Origin of the sequence: Altericroceibacterium xinjiangense (assembly GCF_003958635.1) — a bacterium.
Lineage (GTDB): Bacteria > Pseudomonadota > Alphaproteobacteria > Sphingomonadales > Sphingomonadaceae > Altericroceibacterium_A > Altericroceibacterium_A xinjiangense.
In genome coordinates this window covers 91,393-105,540 of sequence record NZ_RSEK01000002.1, presented here as the reverse complement: position 1 = coordinate 105,540, position 14,148 = coordinate 91,393, and the positions used below count along the sequence as shown (strand labels likewise).

Sequence of the window (14,148 nt, the reverse complement as noted above, 5' to 3'; positions counted from 1 at the left end):
GAGCTTACCCCTTCATCCGGTTTGCATCGTCCACCGCGATTGTGCCGCGGCTGCGATAATAGATCACCAGGATGGCCAGCCCGATCGCCGCCTCGCCCGCGGCGACCGTCAGGACCAACATGGCGAACACCTGGCCGACAAGGTCGTTCAGGAACGCGCTGAACGCGACGAAGTTGATGTTCACCGACAGCAGGATCAGTTCGATCGCCATCAGGATGACGATCACGTTCTTGCGATTGAGGAAGATCCCCAGAACGCCGAGCACGAACAGGATCGAGCTGACGACGATATAGTGTTCGATACCAATCACAGCTGCACCCCTTGGCCGACTTCCGGCCGCGTGTTGACCGTCGCTTCCTCGGGACGGCGGCTGACTTGGCGGGAAATGTTCTGCTGTGAGCGCCCGGCATCCGCCCGCGCTTCGCGCTGGGTCAGCACAATGGCACCGATCATCGCCACCAGCAGGATGATCCCTGCGCTTTCGAACAGGAACAGATACCTGCCGTAGAGTAGCGCACCGATGCTGACGATATTCGCCTCACCCACCAGCGGCGCGGTTTCGGCCGCCGGCGTCCCCAGCTCCAGCGCACCGGCGCGGTAAGCGCCGACGCCGAGCACCAGTTCCGCGGCGAGCACCACCGCGATCGCCAGCCCGAGCGGGAAATAGCGAACGAGGCCGGAGCGCAGTTCGGCAAAGTCGATGTCGAGCATCATGACCACGAACAGGAACAGTACTGCGACCGCACCGACGTAGACGATCACCAGCAGCATCGCGATGAATTCAGCCCCGACGATCACCATCAGGCCCGCCGCGTTGAAGAACGCGAGGATCAGCCAGAGCACCGAATGCACCGGATTGCGCGCGAGAATGGTGAACGCGCCCGAGGCGAGCACCAGCGCGGCGAAAAGATAGAAGGCGAAAGCTTGAATCATGCCTGGTTTCCGTCACTCCGGGAAATCCCGGAATTTCACGCCTCCTGGTCGGACTTTGTGTCGCGAATCCCCGCACCGGGATCACGGCCCTGGTGAATCATCGCAGCTTGCGCCGCCTAGCGGTACGGAGCGTCCGCTTCAAGGTTCGCCGCGACGGCCCGTTCCCACTTGTCCCCGTTGGCGAGCAATTTTGCCTTGTCGTACAAAAGCTCTTCCCGGGTTTCGGTGGAAAATTCGAAGTTCGGCCCTTCGACAATCGCGTCCACCGGACAAGCTTCCTGGCAGAAGCCGCAGTAGATGCACTTGGTCATGTCGATGTCGTAACGGGTGGTGCGGCGGCTGCCGTCCTCCCGCGGTTCGGCCTCGATCGTGATGGCCCAGGCCGGGCACACCGCTTCGCACAATTTGCAGGCGATGCAGCGTTCTTCCCCGTTGGGATAGCGCCGCAGCACGTGTTCACCGCGAAAGCGCGGGCTGATCGCGTTCTTTTCGTAGGGGTAGTTGAGCGTCGCCTTCGGCTTGAAGAAATACTTCAGAGTCAGCGCGTGCGCCTTCACGAATTCCCAGAGAGTGAAGCTCTTGACGAGCTGGGCGACGTTCATGCCCCGTACCTCGTAAACATCAGGAAGCCGGAGACGATCACCACGAAGATGAGGCTCATCGGCAGGAAAATCTTCCAGCCCAGACGCATCAGCTGGTCATAGCGGAAGCGCGGGACAGTGGCCTTGATCCAGCTGAACACCAAGAAGAAGAAGAATATCTTCGCAAACAGCCAGATCCAGCCCGGCACCAGGTAAAGGAACCCGATGTCGAGCGGCGGCAGCCAGCCGCCGAAGAACAGCGTCGCATTCAGCGCGCACATCAGCAACACGTTGGCGTATTCGCCGAGCCAGAACAGGGCAAAGCTCATCGACGAATATTCGGTCTGGTAGCCGGCGACGAGCTCGCTTTCCGCCTCGGTCAGGTCGAACGGGGCGCGCTGGGTTTCGGCGAGGCTGGAAATCAGGAACAGGACCCACACCGGGAACAGCAGCGGGTTGAAGGCGAACCCGTTGATCAGACCGAAGATGTGGCCTTTCTGCGCCCAAACGATCGCGTTCAGATTGAAGCTGTTCGCCCACAGCACCACGCAAACGATGATGAAGCCGATGGAGACTTCGTAGCTGATCATCTGCGCCGAAGCGCGCATCGCGGAGAAGAACGGGTACTTCGAGTTGGAGGCCCAGCCGGAAATGACCACGCCGTACACGCCGAGCGAACTGATCGCGAAGATGTAGAGCAAGCCGACGTTGATGTTGGCCAGCACCGCGCCTGAATTGAACGGGATAACCGCCCACGCCATCAGCGCGACGGTGAACGTGATGATCGGGGCGATCAGGAACAAGCCCTTGTTCGCCGCGGTCGGGATGATGGTTTCCTGCAGGAACACCTTCAGCCCGTCAGCAAAGCTTTGCAGCAAGCCGAACGGCCCGACCACGTTCGGCCCGCGCCGCAGCGCCATGGCCGCCCAGACCTTGCGGTCGACATAGATCACCATCGCCACCGCGAGCATCAGCGGCAGCGCGATCAGCAGGATGCCGGCGACGGTCGCAAGGAACCAGGCCCAGTCGGGGTCCATTCCCCAATAGACAAAGGTCTCGGTCACTCCGCTGCCTCCGCGAAATCCTGCCCGTGAAGCAATTCGGCCGAGCAGCGCTGCAGTGTCTCGCTGGCCCGTGCGATCGGGTTGGTCAGATAGAAGTCCTTGATCGGATAAGCGATCGCGCCCGTTGCCCGTGCTCCTCGCGGCGCCAGCGGCAGCGCGCCGTAATGGGCGAGCCCTTCCTGCCCGAGAGCAGGAACTTCAGCGATCATGGTGGCCCGCAGCTGATCAAAGCTGTCGAACCCGATCGAGACGCCGAGCGTATCGGCCAGCGCGCGCAGGATCGTCCAGTCTTCCCGAGCGTCTCCGGGTGCGAACACAGCCTTGTCGGAAAACTGCACCCGGCCTTCGGTATTGACGTAAGTCCCGGCTTTTTCGGTGAAGGCGGAGGCAGGCAGGATGATGTCCGCCGCGTGCGCGCCCTTGTCACCGTGATGGCCGATATAGACCTTCAGCGCGCCCGGGAACTGGCTGTAGTCGACTTCGTCCGCGCCGAGCGAAAGCACCAGCTTCGGCTGGGCCGCGACGATGTCGGCCATGCCGCCCTTTTGCGCAAAGCCGAGCATCAGCGCGCCCATGCGGGCGGCAGCCGTGTGGACGACATTGAAGCCGTTCCAGCCGTCCCTGACCAAGTTATGCTGCTGCGCGAACGCGAGTGCCGGGCCAAGCGCGCCGGCCACCAACCCGCCCGCCCCAACGATCACCGCCGGACGCTCCGCTTGCCCGAAGGCTTCGGTCACGTGGCTCGGCAAGTCGTGGAACACGCCTGCGTCCTCGCCTAGGAACTCGGCGGCATACGTCGGATCCCACTGCGGGCCGACGATGAACACCTTGGCCCCGCGCTTGACCGCCTTGCGCAGACGGACGTTGAGCAGCGGCGCTTCCCAGCGGACATGGCTGCCGACGATCAGGATCGTATCGGCGTTCTCGATTTCGGCCAGCGAGGTGTTGAAGTTCACGCCCGCGAGGTTCGAAACGTCGTAAGCCATGCCGGTCTGGCGGCTTTCGATCAGGTTGGAACCGAGCGCGCCAAGCAGCTTCTTCGCCGCGAACATCGTTTCGCAGTCGAGCAGGTCGCCCGCAAGCGCAGCCACGCTGCTGCCCGCGTTCACGCCCGCAATCATCGCAAAGGCATCGTCCCACAGCGCGGCTTCGAGCTTGCCGCCGCGGCGGATCCACACCCGATCCAGCCGCCTGCGGATCAGCCCGTCAGCCTGGAAGCGGCCCTTGTCGGAAATCCATTCCTCGTTCACGTCATCGTTGTTGCGCGGCAGGATGCGCAGCACTTCGCGCCCGCGGCTGTCGACCCGGATGTTGGCGCCCGTCGCATCGGACACGTCGATCGACAGCGTCTTCTTCAGCTCCCACGGACGCGCCTCAAACGAGAACGGACGGCTGGTCAGCGCGCCGACCGGGCACAAGTCGATCACGTTGGCGGACAGTTCGTGGCTGGCGGCTTGTTCGAGGTAGGTCGTGATCTGCATGTCCTCGCCGCGATAGAGCGCGCCGATTTCGTCCACGCCGGCGATTTCTTCGGAGAAGCGCACGCAGCGGGTGCAGTGGATGCAGCGGGTCATGATCGTCTTGATCAGCGGGCCCATGTACTTCTCGGTCACCGCGCGCTTGTTCTCATGGTAGCGCGAGGCGCCGCGGCCGTAGAACAGGGTCTGGTCCTGCAAGTCGCATTCGCCGCCCTGATCGCAGATCGGGCAGTCGAGCGGGTGGTTGATGAGGAGGAACTCCAGCACCCCTTCCCGCGCCTTCTTGACCATTTCGCTGTCGGTGCGGATTTCCTGGCCTTCGGTGGCGGGCAGCGCACAGGAGGCCTGCGGCTTGGGCGGTCCCGGCTTCACTTCCACCAGGCACATGCGGCAGTTGCCGGCAATCGACAGCCGCTCATGATAGCAGAAGCGCGGGATTTCCTTGCCGGCAAGCTCGCACGCCTGCAGCACGGTTGCCCCGTTGGGGACTTCGATTTCCTGACCGTCTACGGTGACTTTGGGCATTATTTGCTCGCTTCCGTCCGGTCCGCAGTGGCGGCCGGTTCGGGGTGAAATGTGCGGTAGTAGAGTGCCTCGGCAAGTGCGCTTCGCAAACCAAGTGGCTGCCCGTCAAGCTCATACCCCGATTGCAGGCAGACGCCTAGCCAAGGGGCGAGCGCCTGGATCGATGTACGCTCTTCCGGACCGCCGGGCGCTGTCTGCAAGACCGCTTCGATGCTTTGCGGATTGCTGTCGGCGACGCATGTCGCCATCTCGTCCACCGCCTTGTCCCGCGTGGTCAGCGCATGCCATTCGCGCGGGTAATGGAGTTGAAGCTCCATCGGCTGCAGCGCATCGTCCCGCTGACTTTTCTTGAGCAGGACCTCTGCCGTCATCCCGCGGATGAGGCTTGTGCTGGCGGTGTACTCGATCTGAGTTTCGCGCGCGTCGGCCAGTGTGCCGAAGTGGCACTCCCGCGGTTTGAGAAGGACGTTTACTTCGTATTCGGCCTGCTCCGGATCGAGGGCCCGGAGAAACGCCTCGGCCTTGTCCTGACGCTTGTGCACCGCGCAACCGATCACGCGATAGAGCAGCGCAGGACGTTCGGCAGTCGCAGAATTGGCGGTCGCCTGGCGCCCCGGGTTGACCCGCGACCCCGTCGCTGTGTCCTGCGCCGCCGCAGGCGCGGTGGCGCAGGCAAGCGCAGCAGACGAAAACAGCGCCCCCGTCACGATGGAACCTGCGAGGCTCCTCACTCTGCGGCCTCCTGCAATCCCGTCTGGCGTTCCGAAATGCGGCGTTCCAGTTCCGGGCGGAAATGACGGATCAGGCCCTGAATCGGCCACGCGGCGGCGTCGCCAAGCGCGCAGATGGTGTGGCCTTCGACCTGCTTGGTCACTTCGTACAGCATGTCGATCTCTTCCGGCAGCGCCTCGCCTACGCGCAAGCGCTCCATCATGCGCCACATCCAGCCGGTGCCTTCGCGGCACGGAGTGCACTGGCCGCAGCTTTCGTGCTTGTAGAAATACGAGATGCGGCTGATCGCCCGGACGATGTCGGTCGACTTGTCCATCACGATGATCGCGGCGGTGCCGAGGCCGGAACCGACTTCCTTCAGCCCGTCGAAGTCCATCGGAGCGTCGATGATCTGTTCGGCCGGAACCAGCGGGACCGATGACCCCCCCGGGATCACGGCCAGCAGGTTGTCCCATCCGCCGCGAATTCCGCCGCAGTGCTTCTCGATCAGTTCACGGAACGGCACGCCCATCGCGTCTTCGACGACGCAGGGCCGTTCGACATGGCCGGAAATCTGGAACAGCTTGGTACCCTTGTTGTTCTCCCGTCCGAAGCTGGAGAACCAGGCGGCGCCGCGCCGCAGGATCGTCGGCACGACCGCGATCGATTCCACGTTGTTGACGGTGGTCGGGCAGCCATAGAGGCCTGCGCCGGCCGGGAACGGCGGCTTCAGGCGCGGCTGGCCCTTCTTGCCTTCCAGGCTTTCGATCATCGCGGTTTCTTCACCGCAGATATATGCGCCGGCGCCGCGATGGACGAAGACGTCAAAGTCATAGCCCGACCCGGCGGCGTTCTTGCCCAGCAGCCCGGCGTCGTAGGCTTCCTGCACGGCAGAAAACAGGGTTTCGGCCTCGCGGATGTATTCGCCGCGGATGTAGATATAGGCGGCGCGCGCCCGCATCGCGAAGCCTGCGACCAGCGCGCCTTCGACGAGCTTGTGCGGATCGTGCCGGATGATCTCGCGGTCCTTGCAGGATCCGGGTTCGGATTCGTCGGCGTTGATCACCAGGAAGCTGGGACGACCGTCCTTGCTCTCCTTGGGCATGAAGGACCACTTCATGCCGGTGGGGAAGCCTGCTCCGCCGCGCCCGCGTAGACCCGACGCCTTGATCTCGTCGATGATCGCGTCCTGTCCGCGGGCGATCAGAGCCTTGGTTTCATCCCAGTCCCCCCGCTTGCGTGCGGCATCGAGCCTCCAGTCCTGGAAGCCGTAGAGATTGGTAAAGATGCGGTCCTTGTCAGCGAGCATCAGCTGAGCACTCCGAATACGACGATCGCCGCGATGATCAGGATCGCCGCCAGGGCCACGGTCTTGACGATGCCGGCCAGCAACTTCCACGCGAGGAAGATGGCGACCAGCGCCACGAGCAGGAAGACAACAGTGTTCATCCCCATTCGCCCCGATAATCGTGGTTGTCGGAAACCATGTCGGTCAGCGTGGTCGGTCCGCCGATCGGCTCCACCGTATGGCGGCCCGGCTCCTGCGTTCCGGTCTTCGGCTGCCGTCCGGCGACAAGTTCATTGAGGATGTGATCGAGCCGTTCGACGGTCAGATCCTCGTAGTTGTCGTCGTTGATCTGGACCATCGGCGCGCTGGCGCAGTTGCCCATGCATTCCACCTCGGTGAAAGTCCACAAGCCGTCCGGGGACGTGTGCCCCTTGCGCATACCGCGGCGGTAGCACGCCTCGATCAGGTCGTCCGACCCGCGCAGCATGCACGGCGTCGTTCCGCAGACCTGCACGTGATAGCGCCCGACCGGGGCAAGGTTGTACATGGTGTAGAAGGTCGCGACCTCCAGCACCCGGATCACCGGCATGCCGAGATAGTCGGCGATGAACTCCATCACCGGGATCGGCAGCCAGCCTTGCGTGTTGGTTTCCGCGCCGACCTGGTACTGCGCCAGGAACAGCAGCGGCATCACCGCCGAACGGGATCGCCCTTCCGGGTAGCGCCCGACGATTTCCTTCGCCTTGGCCACGTTCTCTGCGCTCCAGGCGAAGTTGCCCCACCGCGCGCGCAGTTCGGGGGTGTCTTGTGCGATTGCCCGCTCAGCCACGGCGCTGCTCCCGCTTGCGCCATGCATCCTGGCCGAGCAGCGTCAGCTCGAACCCGAGGATCGCGGCGATCAGCATCGGGAGCATCTCGGAAACCGACTGGCCGGAAACCATCTGCACCACGAACCACGCGATCAGGATCAATCCGGTCGCCGCGGCCCACACCCGCATCATGTCGATACTGGACCTCACCGGTCGCACTCCCCAAGGACAAGGTCGATCGCGCCGAGAATGGCGGTGGCATCCGGCAGCATGTGGCCCTTGCTCATGAAATCCATTGCTTGCAGATGGCTGAAGGCCGTCGGGCGGATCTTGCAGCGATACGGCTTGTTGGTGCCGTCGCTGACCACATAGACGCCGAATTCGCCCTTCGGGCTTTCGGTCGCCACGTAGCATTCGCCGGCCGGAACGTGGAAGCCTTCGGTGTAGAGCTTGAAGTGATGGATCATCGCTTCCATCGACTGCTTCATTTCACCCCGCTTCGGCGGCGCGATCTTGCGGTCGTCGGATGCAATCGGCCCTTCCGGCATTTCCGCCAGGCACTGCTTCATGATCCTTGCGGACTGGCGCACTTCCTCGACCCGGATCATCATCCGGTCATAGCAGTCGCTGTTGGTGCCGATCGGCACTTCGAAGTCCATCCGGTCATAGACATCGTAGGGCTGGCTCTTGCGCAGGTCCCACGGAATGCCGGCCGCGCGGATCATCGGCCCGGAAAAGCCCCAGGCCAGCGCGTCTTCCTTGCTGACGATGGCGATGTCGACGTTGCGCTGCTTGAAGATGCGGTTGTCGACCACCAGGCTCATCGCGTCTTCGAACAGCGTCGGCAAACGAGTGTCTAGCCAGTCGGAGATGTCGGCCAGCAGCTTGAGCGGCACGTCCTGGTGCACCCCGCCCGGGCGGAACCACGCGGCGTGCATCCGCGCACCCGAGGCCCGTTCGTAGAAGTTCATTAGGTCTTCGCGCAATTCGAACAGCCACAGGTTCGGCGTCATCGCGCCGACGTCCATCACGTGGCTGCCGATGTTGAGCAGGTGGTTCTTGATCCGGGTCAGTTCCGCGAACAGCACCCGCAGGTACTGCGCGCGGATCGGCACTTCGAGATTGAGCAGCTTCTCGATCGCCAGCACCCAGGTGTGCTCCATGCACATCGGGCTGACGTAATCGAGGCGGTCGAAGTACGGCAGCGCCTGGAGGTAGGTCTTGTACTCGATCAGCTTTTCCGTGCCGCGATGAAGGAGGCCGACGTGGGGATCGATCCGCTCGATCACCTCACCGTCAAGCTCCATCACCATGCGCAGCACGCCGTGCGCCGCGGGATGCTGCGGACCGAAATTGAGCGTGTAGCTCTGGATGCCCTCGCCGAGCGGGGCGCCGCCCTGGTCGATGGTCAGGTTGACGCTCATGCGCCTTCTCCTTCACCCGAACGGCCGGGCTTGCCGGTGCCGCTTTCAGGCTTGTTGTCGCGGTCGACATCGTCGTCCGCATCGCGGCCGGGACGGCTCTCCGTAGCTTCCGGCGCGCCGGGGGCATCGATGTCGGTTTCCACCGGATCGGGGTTCGCGTCGCCCTGCCCGGAAACCGTACCCTTGGAAACCCGTCCGGGGGCTACGTGATCGGCGGCCTTGTCGTCGGTCTTCGCACCGGCGCCGGTTTCCTTCGGGCTGTCGGTCGTCTGCGGTACGTCGACGGTGGGCGCGCCGCGGGTCACCGGGTTCTTGGTGTCGACGACGCCGCCCTTCTCCGGCACCGGCTGGGCATGCGGCGCGGGGGGCACGGGCGAAGCTTTCTCATCGCCGGCCAGCGGGTAGTCCGCACCTTCCCAAGGGCTCAGGAAATCGAAGTTGCGCAAGTCCTGCGGCAGCTCGACCGGCTCATAGACCACGCGCTTCTGCTCTTCGGAATAGCGCAGTTCCTGGTAGCCGGTCAGCGGGAAGTCCTTGCGGAACGGATGCCCTTCGAAGCCGTAGTCGGTCAGGATGCGCCGCAAGTCGAGATTGCCGTCGAACAGCACGCCGTACATGTCGTAGGTTTCCCGCTCCAGCCAGCCGGCGTTCGGCCACAGCGTGGTCACCGTCGGTACGGGGCTCGTCTCGTCGGTCGAAACCTTGACGATGATCCGGTGGTTCCTCGTTACCGAGAGCAGCATGTACACGACTTCGAACCGTTCCAGCCGCGACGGGTAGTCGACGCCGGCAATGTCCATCAGCTGCTGGTACTGGAACTGGTCGCGCAAAAGGCGCAGCGCGTCCTCGATCGCTTCGCGCCGGACGGTGAACAGCAGCTCTCCGTTCTGCTCCCGCGAGTCGAGCAGCATCGCGCCAAGCGCGGCGGAAATCCCCTCGCGCATGCCCTCGTGAGAAGCATAGCGCGGGGCCGAGTGCAGGACCGGGGTTGTCATCGTGCAGGCCTCACCGTTCAATCGTGCCGATGCGGCGAATCTTCCGCTCAAGCTGCATCACGCCGTAGAGCAGTGCCTCGGCCGTCGGGGGGCAGCCCGGAACATAGATGTCCACGGGCACGATCCGGTCACAGCCGCGAACCACCGAGTAGCTGTAGTGATAATAACCGCCGCCGTTGGCGCAGCTGCCCATCGAGATCACGTACTTCGGCTCGCTCATCTGATCGTAGACCCGGCGCAGCGCCGGAGCCATCTTGTTGCACAGCGTACCGGCAACGATCATCACGTCCGACTGTCGCGGCGACGCGCGCGGAGCGACGCCGAAGCGTTCCATGTCATAGCGTGGCATGCTGACGTGGATCATCTCCACCGCGCAGCAGGCGAGGCCGAACGTCATCCACCACAAGGAGCCCGTGCGGGCCCACTGGAACAGTTCTTCCGCCGAGGTGACGAGGTAACCCTTGTCGGACACCTCGTTGGTCAGGGATTCGTAGAACACCCCATCCGGCTGGCGGATCTCGGGGTGGAGGATTTGATTGTGGGCGGCACCGGGAACCGTGGTCGCGGGCGGGCGACCGGTCCGGTGGTTCTGCTGGTCTACTCCCATTCCAGGGCTCCCTTTTTCCAGGCGTAGGCAAAGCCGATGGCCAGTTCCGCCAGGAATACCATCATCGTGATCCAGCCCGGCCAGCCGGTGAACTCAAGGCTCACTGCCCACGGGAACAAGAAGGCCGCTTCCAGGTCGAAGATGATGAACAGGATCGCGACCAGATAGAACCGCACGTCGAACTGGCTGCGCGGGGATTCGAAAGCCGGAAACCCGGATTCGTACTCGCTCAGCTTGGCGGTGTCCGGCCTGTGCGAGCCGGTGATGCGGGACACCCCGATCGGCAGGAAGACGAACAACGCCGAAAGCGCCAGCGCGACGCCCAGGAAGATCAGGATCGGAAGGTATCCGAGAAGGTATTCGGTGGCGACCAAAGGGCTGACTCGTTTGCTAAGAAACTGACTGGCCCCTAGTCGCCCCGGCCCGCAGGTTCAAGGGTTCGCAGGTTCGTAGCTCATAGGTTTGGATGTGCGTGAACCCGGCGGCGTCCTCAGAGGGAATGCCGGTACCGGGTTTGCTTTTGGCCAGTCGGGGTTTTAGATTGGGTCGATCCTCGAACGTTTCAACTCCAGACAGGCAGACGCATCCATGGCCACCTTCTCGCAAGCCGATCCCATCGTCGTCCTTTCCTACGCGCGCACGCCGATGGGCGGGATGCAAGGCGCGCTGTCCGATGTCGCGGCGACCGATCTCGGCGCGGCCGCGGTCAAGGGCGCGGTCGAACGCGCCGGGATCGCGGGAGAGGACATTGACCGGGTCTACATGGGCTGCGTGCTGCCGGCCGGACTGGGCCAGGCGCCGGCGCGCCAGGCGGCGATCAAGGCCGGCCTGCCCAAGTCGGTTGAGGCGACCACCGTCAACAAGGTCTGCGGATCGGGCATGCAGACGGTGATCATGGGAGCAGAGGCGCTGGCTGCGGGCACGATCGACCTTGTCGTGGCCGGGGGAATGGAAAGCATGACCAACGCGCCGTACCTGCTGAAGAAGCACCGCTCCGGCGCACGGCTGGGCCACGACACCGCGTATGACCACATGTTCCTGGACGGGCTGGAGGATGCCTACGAAAACGGCGCCGCGATGGGCTCGTTCGCGCAGGAAACCGCCAACGAGTACCAGCTCACCCGGCAGGACATGGACGATTACTCCATCGAATCGCTCGACCGGGCGAACAAGGCCATCGCGAGCGGCGCGTTCACCAACGAAATCGTGCCCGTGACCATTCAGAGCCGCAAGGGCGAGACAGTGGTCGATACCGACGAACAGCCGGGACGCGGCCGCCCGGAGAAGATCCCGCAGCTCAAGCCCGCCTTCGCCAAGGACGGGACGATCACGGCCGCGACATCATCTTCCATTTCGGACGGTGCGGCCGCCGTGGTCCTGGCGCGCGAAAGCGTGGCGAAGGACAAAGGCGTGCAGCCTGTTGCCCGGATCGTGGGGATGAGCGCCCACGCGCAGGAACCGCGCGCGTTCACCACCGCCCCCGTCGGCGCGATCGAGAAGCTGCTGAAGCAGACCGGCTGGTCGGTGGACGATGTCGATCTGTTCGAGGTGAACGAGGCGTTCGCCTGCGTCGCGATGTTCGCGATGAGGGATCTCGGCATTCCGCATGACAAGATCAACGTCAACGGAGGCGGCACCGCGCTTGGCCATCCGATCGGCGCGTCCGGCACCCGGATCATCGTCACGCTGCTCAATGCCCTGAAGCAGCAGGGCAAGAAGCGCGGCATCGCCTCGCTGTGCATCGGCGGCGGGGAAGCCACTGCCGTCGCGGTGGAGATGGCCTGACCTCGCACGCAGTCCACCTCGATGACGACCCTGGCTCATCCCGGCGAAACCTCGGCTGCGCAGTTGCTGACGCAGCCGGGGGTCCGGCGCGTACCCTCCCCCCGGGCCGAAGTGTTCGACTGCCCGCGCTTTCTCCCGCCGGAACTGTGCTTGCAGCTGATCGGCCTGATCGATTCAAACCGGCGCCCGTCGACCTTGGCCGATCCCAACGGAGACGCCGCCTTCCGCACCAGTGAAACCTGCGACCTCAACCCGGCGGAACCGATGGTGCAGGAACTGGAGCGCCGCTTGTTCGCGCTCAATGGCATCGATCCTGTGCATGGTGAGCCGGTTCAGGGCCAGCGCTATGCCGTCGGGCAGGAATTCAAGAACCACACCGACTACTTCGAGCCGGATGGCGCGGATTTCACCCGCTACTGCTCCGTTGCGGGGCAGCGGACCTGGACGTTCATGATCTACCTCAACGAACCGGAAGCGGGCGGCGCCACCCGGTTCAAGGTGATCGGCAAGACCTTTCAGCCCGAGATGGGCAAGCTGCTGTGCTGGAACAACCACCGGCCGGACGGCACCCTGAATCCGGCGACGCTCCACCACGGCATGAAGGTGCGCAAAGGGGTAAAGTACGTGATCACCAAATGGTACCGGGAAAGGCCTTGGAGATGAGCGGATCCGCGACGCAAGCGCCCACCAGCGGAAAGCACGGTGGTTCCTGCCACTGCGGCACCGTGCGGTTCACGGTCGACCTGCCAGCCGATCCGCGCCCGCGGCGGTGCAATTGCTCGATCTGTGCGATGAAGGGCGTGGTGATGATCGACGTGCCGCTTGGCGCCCTTTCGGTTACCCAAGGTGAAGACGCGCTGACGCTCTACACCTTTCACAGCGGAGAGGCAAAGCACCGCTTCTGTTCCCGCTGCGGCATCCATACCTTCCACCAGACCCGGTCGGATCCGGACAAGTACGGCATCAACGCGGCGTGTCTTGAAGGGTTCAGCCCATACGACTGGGCAGAAGTGCCGGTGTTCGACGGGCAGAACCACCCGGTGGACGGCGGCACGAGCCGCTATGCCGGGATGATGCGATACGAACCCGAAGGCTGAACGAAAAAGGGCGACCCTCGCGGGCCGCCCTTCTCGATTCGTAGTCGCGCTGGCGCTTACTTCTTGGTGAGCGAGAGCCCGCCGAAACGCTTGTTGAACTGCGCGACGCGGCCGCCCTGATCCACCTGGCGCGTGCCACCGGTCCAGGCCGGGTGGCTCGTCGGGTCGATTTCCAGCGTCATCGTGTCACCCTCTTTCCCCCAGGTGGAACGGGTTTCGTACACGGTGCCGTCGGTCATCTGGATCTTGATCATGTGGTAATCGGGATGGATTTCGGCCTTCATCGCGCTGGACTCCATTGGTGGCCGGTTCCGACCGGCCGAATGCGGGAAAGCGGCGCCCATACACACAGGACGCCGATACTACAAGGCTTTGGCCCGGCTCAGTCTTCCTTGGGCGCGTCAGCGATCATCGCGGTGAACTGCACTTCGCAGGTGACCTTGCCCTCGACGCTGGCTTCGCCCCGGAACTTGCACACCCGGCTCCGCTTCTGGACGAACGCGACCTTGAGATCGAGCAGGCAGCCCGGCTCCACCGGAGCGCGGAACTTGGCTTCCTCGATGGCCATGAAATACACCAGCTTGCCGCTTCCAGCCAGTTCCAGCGTTTCCACCGCCAAGATCCCGGCGGCTTGCGCCAGAGCCTCGATCTGAAGCACGCCCGGCATGATCGGGCGGCCGGGGAAGTGCCCCTGAAAGAACTGTTCGTTGAAGGTTACCGCCTTCACCGCATGAATCTGCTCACCAAGGTCGAGCTTTACGACCTTGTCGACCAGCAACAGCGGATAGCGGTGCGGCAGGGCAGCGAGGATCTTCGCAATGCCGTAAGCCTGTGGTTCCTCGCTCATGCCC

At 63.8% G+C, this 14,148-nt stretch carries 19 protein-coding genes; 3 read left to right on the top strand and 16 right to left on the bottom strand.

Annotation, left to right across the window (positions count from 1 at the left end; translation table 11 throughout):
• Positions 1-4: 4 nt before the first annotated feature.
• The 14 genes from nuoK to ndhC all read right to left on the bottom strand — a co-directional run bounded on the left by nuoK (position 5) and on the right by ndhC (position 10,789).
• Positions 5-310, bottom strand: a complete 306-nt coding sequence (nuoK, locus tag ELY13_RS02710) for an NADH-quinone oxidoreductase subunit NuoK (RefSeq protein WP_126172347.1) — start codon at positions 308-310, stop codon at positions 5-7.
• The gene (locus ELY13_RS02705; RefSeq protein WP_126172346.1) at positions 307-933 is read right to left on the bottom strand and encodes an NADH-quinone oxidoreductase subunit J; all 627 of its coding nucleotides are present in this window, start codon (positions 931-933) and stop codon (positions 307-309) included. Before ELY13_RS02705 ends, nuoK begins: the two co-directional genes overlap by 4 nt.
• Positions 934-1,049: 116 nt before the next feature.
• Positions 1,050-1,535 carry an NADH-quinone oxidoreductase subunit NuoI gene (gene nuoI / locus ELY13_RS02700; protein WP_126172345.1) on the bottom strand — a complete coding sequence of 162 codons (486 nt, stop codon included), beginning with the start codon at positions 1,533-1,535 and terminating at the stop codon, positions 1,050-1,052.
• Positions 1,532-2,551 carry an NADH-quinone oxidoreductase subunit NuoH gene (gene nuoH, locus ELY13_RS02695; protein WP_126172581.1) on the bottom strand — a complete coding sequence of 340 codons (1,020 nt, stop codon included), beginning with the start codon at positions 2,549-2,551 and terminating at the stop codon, positions 1,532-1,534. Before nuoH ends, nuoI begins: the two co-directional genes overlap by 4 nt.
• Before the next feature lie 23 nt (positions 2,552-2,574).
• Positions 2,575-4,581 (bottom strand): NADH-quinone oxidoreductase subunit NuoG, encoded by a 2,007-nt coding sequence (gene nuoG, locus ELY13_RS02690; RefSeq protein ID WP_126172344.1) that lies wholly within the window; start codon positions 4,579-4,581, stop codon positions 2,575-2,577.
• On the bottom strand, positions 4,581-5,312 hold the full coding sequence (locus ELY13_RS02685; protein WP_126172343.1) for a hypothetical protein: 732 nt from the start codon (positions 5,310-5,312) through the stop codon (positions 4,581-4,583). Before ELY13_RS02685 ends, nuoG begins: the two co-directional genes overlap by 1 nt.
• Complete coding sequence (gene nuoF, locus ELY13_RS02680) at positions 5,309-6,601, bottom strand: NADH-quinone oxidoreductase subunit NuoF (protein ID WP_126172342.1); 1,293 nt, start codon at positions 6,599-6,601, stop codon at positions 5,309-5,311. Before nuoF ends, ELY13_RS02685 begins: the two co-directional genes overlap by 4 nt.
• A complete protein-coding gene (locus ELY13_RS14935) occupies positions 6,601-6,741 on the bottom strand; it encodes a hypothetical protein (protein WP_164549680.1) in 141 nt (46 codons plus the stop codon). The genes nuoF and ELY13_RS14935 overlap by 1 nt, the downstream gene beginning before the upstream one ends.
• Positions 6,738-7,409, bottom strand: a complete 672-nt coding sequence (nuoE, locus tag ELY13_RS02675; protein ID WP_126172341.1) for an NADH-quinone oxidoreductase subunit NuoE — start codon at positions 7,407-7,409, stop codon at positions 6,738-6,740. Before nuoE ends, ELY13_RS14935 begins: the two co-directional genes overlap by 4 nt.
• The gene (locus ELY13_RS02670; protein WP_126172340.1) at positions 7,402-7,599 is read right to left on the bottom strand and encodes a hypothetical protein; all 198 of its coding nucleotides are present in this window, start codon (positions 7,597-7,599) and stop codon (positions 7,402-7,404) included. Before ELY13_RS02670 ends, nuoE begins: the two co-directional genes overlap by 8 nt.
• Positions 7,596-8,813 (bottom strand): NADH-quinone oxidoreductase subunit D, encoded by a 1,218-nt coding sequence (locus ELY13_RS02665; protein ID WP_126172339.1) that lies wholly within the window; start codon positions 8,811-8,813, stop codon positions 7,596-7,598. Before ELY13_RS02665 ends, ELY13_RS02670 begins: the two co-directional genes overlap by 4 nt.
• A complete protein-coding gene (locus tag ELY13_RS02660) occupies positions 8,810-9,808 on the bottom strand; it encodes an NADH-quinone oxidoreductase subunit C (protein WP_126172338.1) in 999 nt (332 codons plus the stop codon). Before ELY13_RS02660 ends, ELY13_RS02665 begins: the two co-directional genes overlap by 4 nt.
• 10 nt (positions 9,809-9,818) lie before the next feature.
• The gene (locus ELY13_RS02655; protein WP_241233511.1) at positions 9,819-10,415 is read right to left on the bottom strand and encodes a NuoB/complex I 20 kDa subunit family protein; all 597 of its coding nucleotides are present in this window, start codon (positions 10,413-10,415) and stop codon (positions 9,819-9,821) included.
• Positions 10,406-10,789 carry an NADH-quinone oxidoreductase subunit A gene (ndhC, locus tag ELY13_RS02650; protein WP_126172337.1) on the bottom strand — a complete coding sequence of 128 codons (384 nt, stop codon included), beginning with the start codon at positions 10,787-10,789 and terminating at the stop codon, positions 10,406-10,408. The genes ELY13_RS02655 and ndhC overlap by 10 nt, the downstream gene beginning before the upstream one ends.
• A gap of 214 nt (positions 10,790-11,003) precedes the next feature.
• Here ndhC and ELY13_RS02645 point away from each other — a divergent pair, with 214 nt between their 5' ends.
• Genes ELY13_RS02645 through ELY13_RS02635 form a run of 3 tightly spaced genes read left to right on the top strand, consistent with a single transcriptional unit; the run spans position 11,004 to position 13,297 of the window.
• A complete protein-coding gene (locus ELY13_RS02645) occupies positions 11,004-12,200 on the top strand; it encodes a thiolase family protein (protein WP_126172336.1) in 1,197 nt (398 codons plus the stop codon).
• Positions 12,201-12,221: 21 nt separating this feature from the next.
• Positions 12,222-12,863 (top strand): prolyl hydroxylase family protein, encoded by a 642-nt coding sequence (locus tag ELY13_RS02640; protein WP_206435964.1) that lies wholly within the window; start codon positions 12,222-12,224, stop codon positions 12,861-12,863.
• The gene (locus ELY13_RS02635) at positions 12,860-13,297 is read left to right on the top strand and encodes a GFA family protein (RefSeq protein WP_126172335.1); all 438 of its coding nucleotides are present in this window, start codon (positions 12,860-12,862) and stop codon (positions 13,295-13,297) included. The genes ELY13_RS02640 and ELY13_RS02635 overlap by 4 nt, the downstream gene beginning before the upstream one ends.
• A gap of 56 nt (positions 13,298-13,353) precedes the next feature.
• Here the strand turns inward: ELY13_RS02635 and rpmE are convergent, their stop codons facing one another.
• The gene (gene rpmE, locus ELY13_RS02630; RefSeq protein WP_126172578.1) at positions 13,354-13,581 is read right to left on the bottom strand and encodes a 50S ribosomal protein L31; all 228 of its coding nucleotides are present in this window, start codon (positions 13,579-13,581) and stop codon (positions 13,354-13,356) included.
• Positions 13,582-13,679: 98 nt separating this feature from the next.
• Complete coding sequence (gene fabZ, locus ELY13_RS02625) at positions 13,680-14,144, bottom strand: 3-hydroxyacyl-ACP dehydratase FabZ (protein ID WP_126172334.1); 465 nt, start codon at positions 14,142-14,144, stop codon at positions 13,680-13,682.
• Between the last annotated feature and the right edge of the window lie 4 nt (positions 14,145-14,148).

What these genes read in the sequence shown, in the direction of transcription:
- nuoI (WP_126172345.1), bottom strand. Translation starts at nt 1,535, where the DNA reads ATGAACGTCGCCCAGCTCGTCAAGAGCTTCACTCTCTGGGAATTCGTG.
- ELY13_RS02655 (WP_241233511.1), bottom strand. Translation starts at nt 10,415, where the DNA reads ATGGGAGTAGACCAGCAGAACCACCGGACCGGTCGCCCGCCCGCGACC.
- ELY13_RS02635 (WP_126172335.1), top strand. Translation starts at nt 12,860, where the DNA reads ATGAGCGGATCCGCGACGCAAGCGCCCACCAGCGGAAAGCACGGTGGT.
- ELY13_RS02660 (WP_126172338.1), bottom strand. Translation starts at nt 9,808, where the DNA reads ATGACAACCCCGGTCCTGCACTCGGCCCCGCGCTATGCTTCTCACGAG.
- ELY13_RS02645 (WP_126172336.1), top strand. Translation starts at nt 11,004, where the DNA reads ATGGCCACCTTCTCGCAAGCCGATCCCATCGTCGTCCTTTCCTACGCG.
- rpmE (WP_126172578.1), bottom strand. Translation starts at nt 13,581, where the DNA reads ATGAAGGCCGAAATCCATCCCGATTACCACATGATCAAGATCCAGATG.
- ELY13_RS02640 (WP_206435964.1), top strand. Translation starts at nt 12,222, where the DNA reads ATGACGACCCTGGCTCATCCCGGCGAAACCTCGGCTGCGCAGTTGCTG.
- ELY13_RS02665 (WP_126172339.1), bottom strand. Translation starts at nt 8,813, where the DNA reads ATGAGCGTCAACCTGACCATCGACCAGGGCGGCGCCCCGCTCGGCGAG.
- ELY13_RS02705 (WP_126172346.1), bottom strand. Translation starts at nt 933, where the DNA reads ATGATTCAAGCTTTCGCCTTCTATCTTTTCGCCGCGCTGGTGCTCGCC.
- nuoH (WP_126172581.1), bottom strand. Translation starts at nt 2,551, where the DNA reads ATGGACCCCGACTGGGCCTGGTTCCTTGCGACCGTCGCCGGCATCCTG.
- fabZ (WP_126172334.1), bottom strand. Translation starts at nt 14,144, where the DNA reads ATGAGCGAGGAACCACAGGCTTACGGCATTGCGAAGATCCTCGCTGCC.
- nuoG (WP_126172344.1), bottom strand. Translation starts at nt 4,581, where the DNA reads ATGCCCAAAGTCACCGTAGACGGTCAGGAAATCGAAGTCCCCAACGGG.
- nuoF (WP_126172342.1), bottom strand. Translation starts at nt 6,601, where the DNA reads ATGCTCGCTGACAAGGACCGCATCTTTACCAATCTCTACGGCTTCCAG.
- ELY13_RS14935 (WP_164549680.1), bottom strand. Translation starts at nt 6,741, where the DNA reads ATGAACACTGTTGTCTTCCTGCTCGTGGCGCTGGTCGCCATCTTCCTC.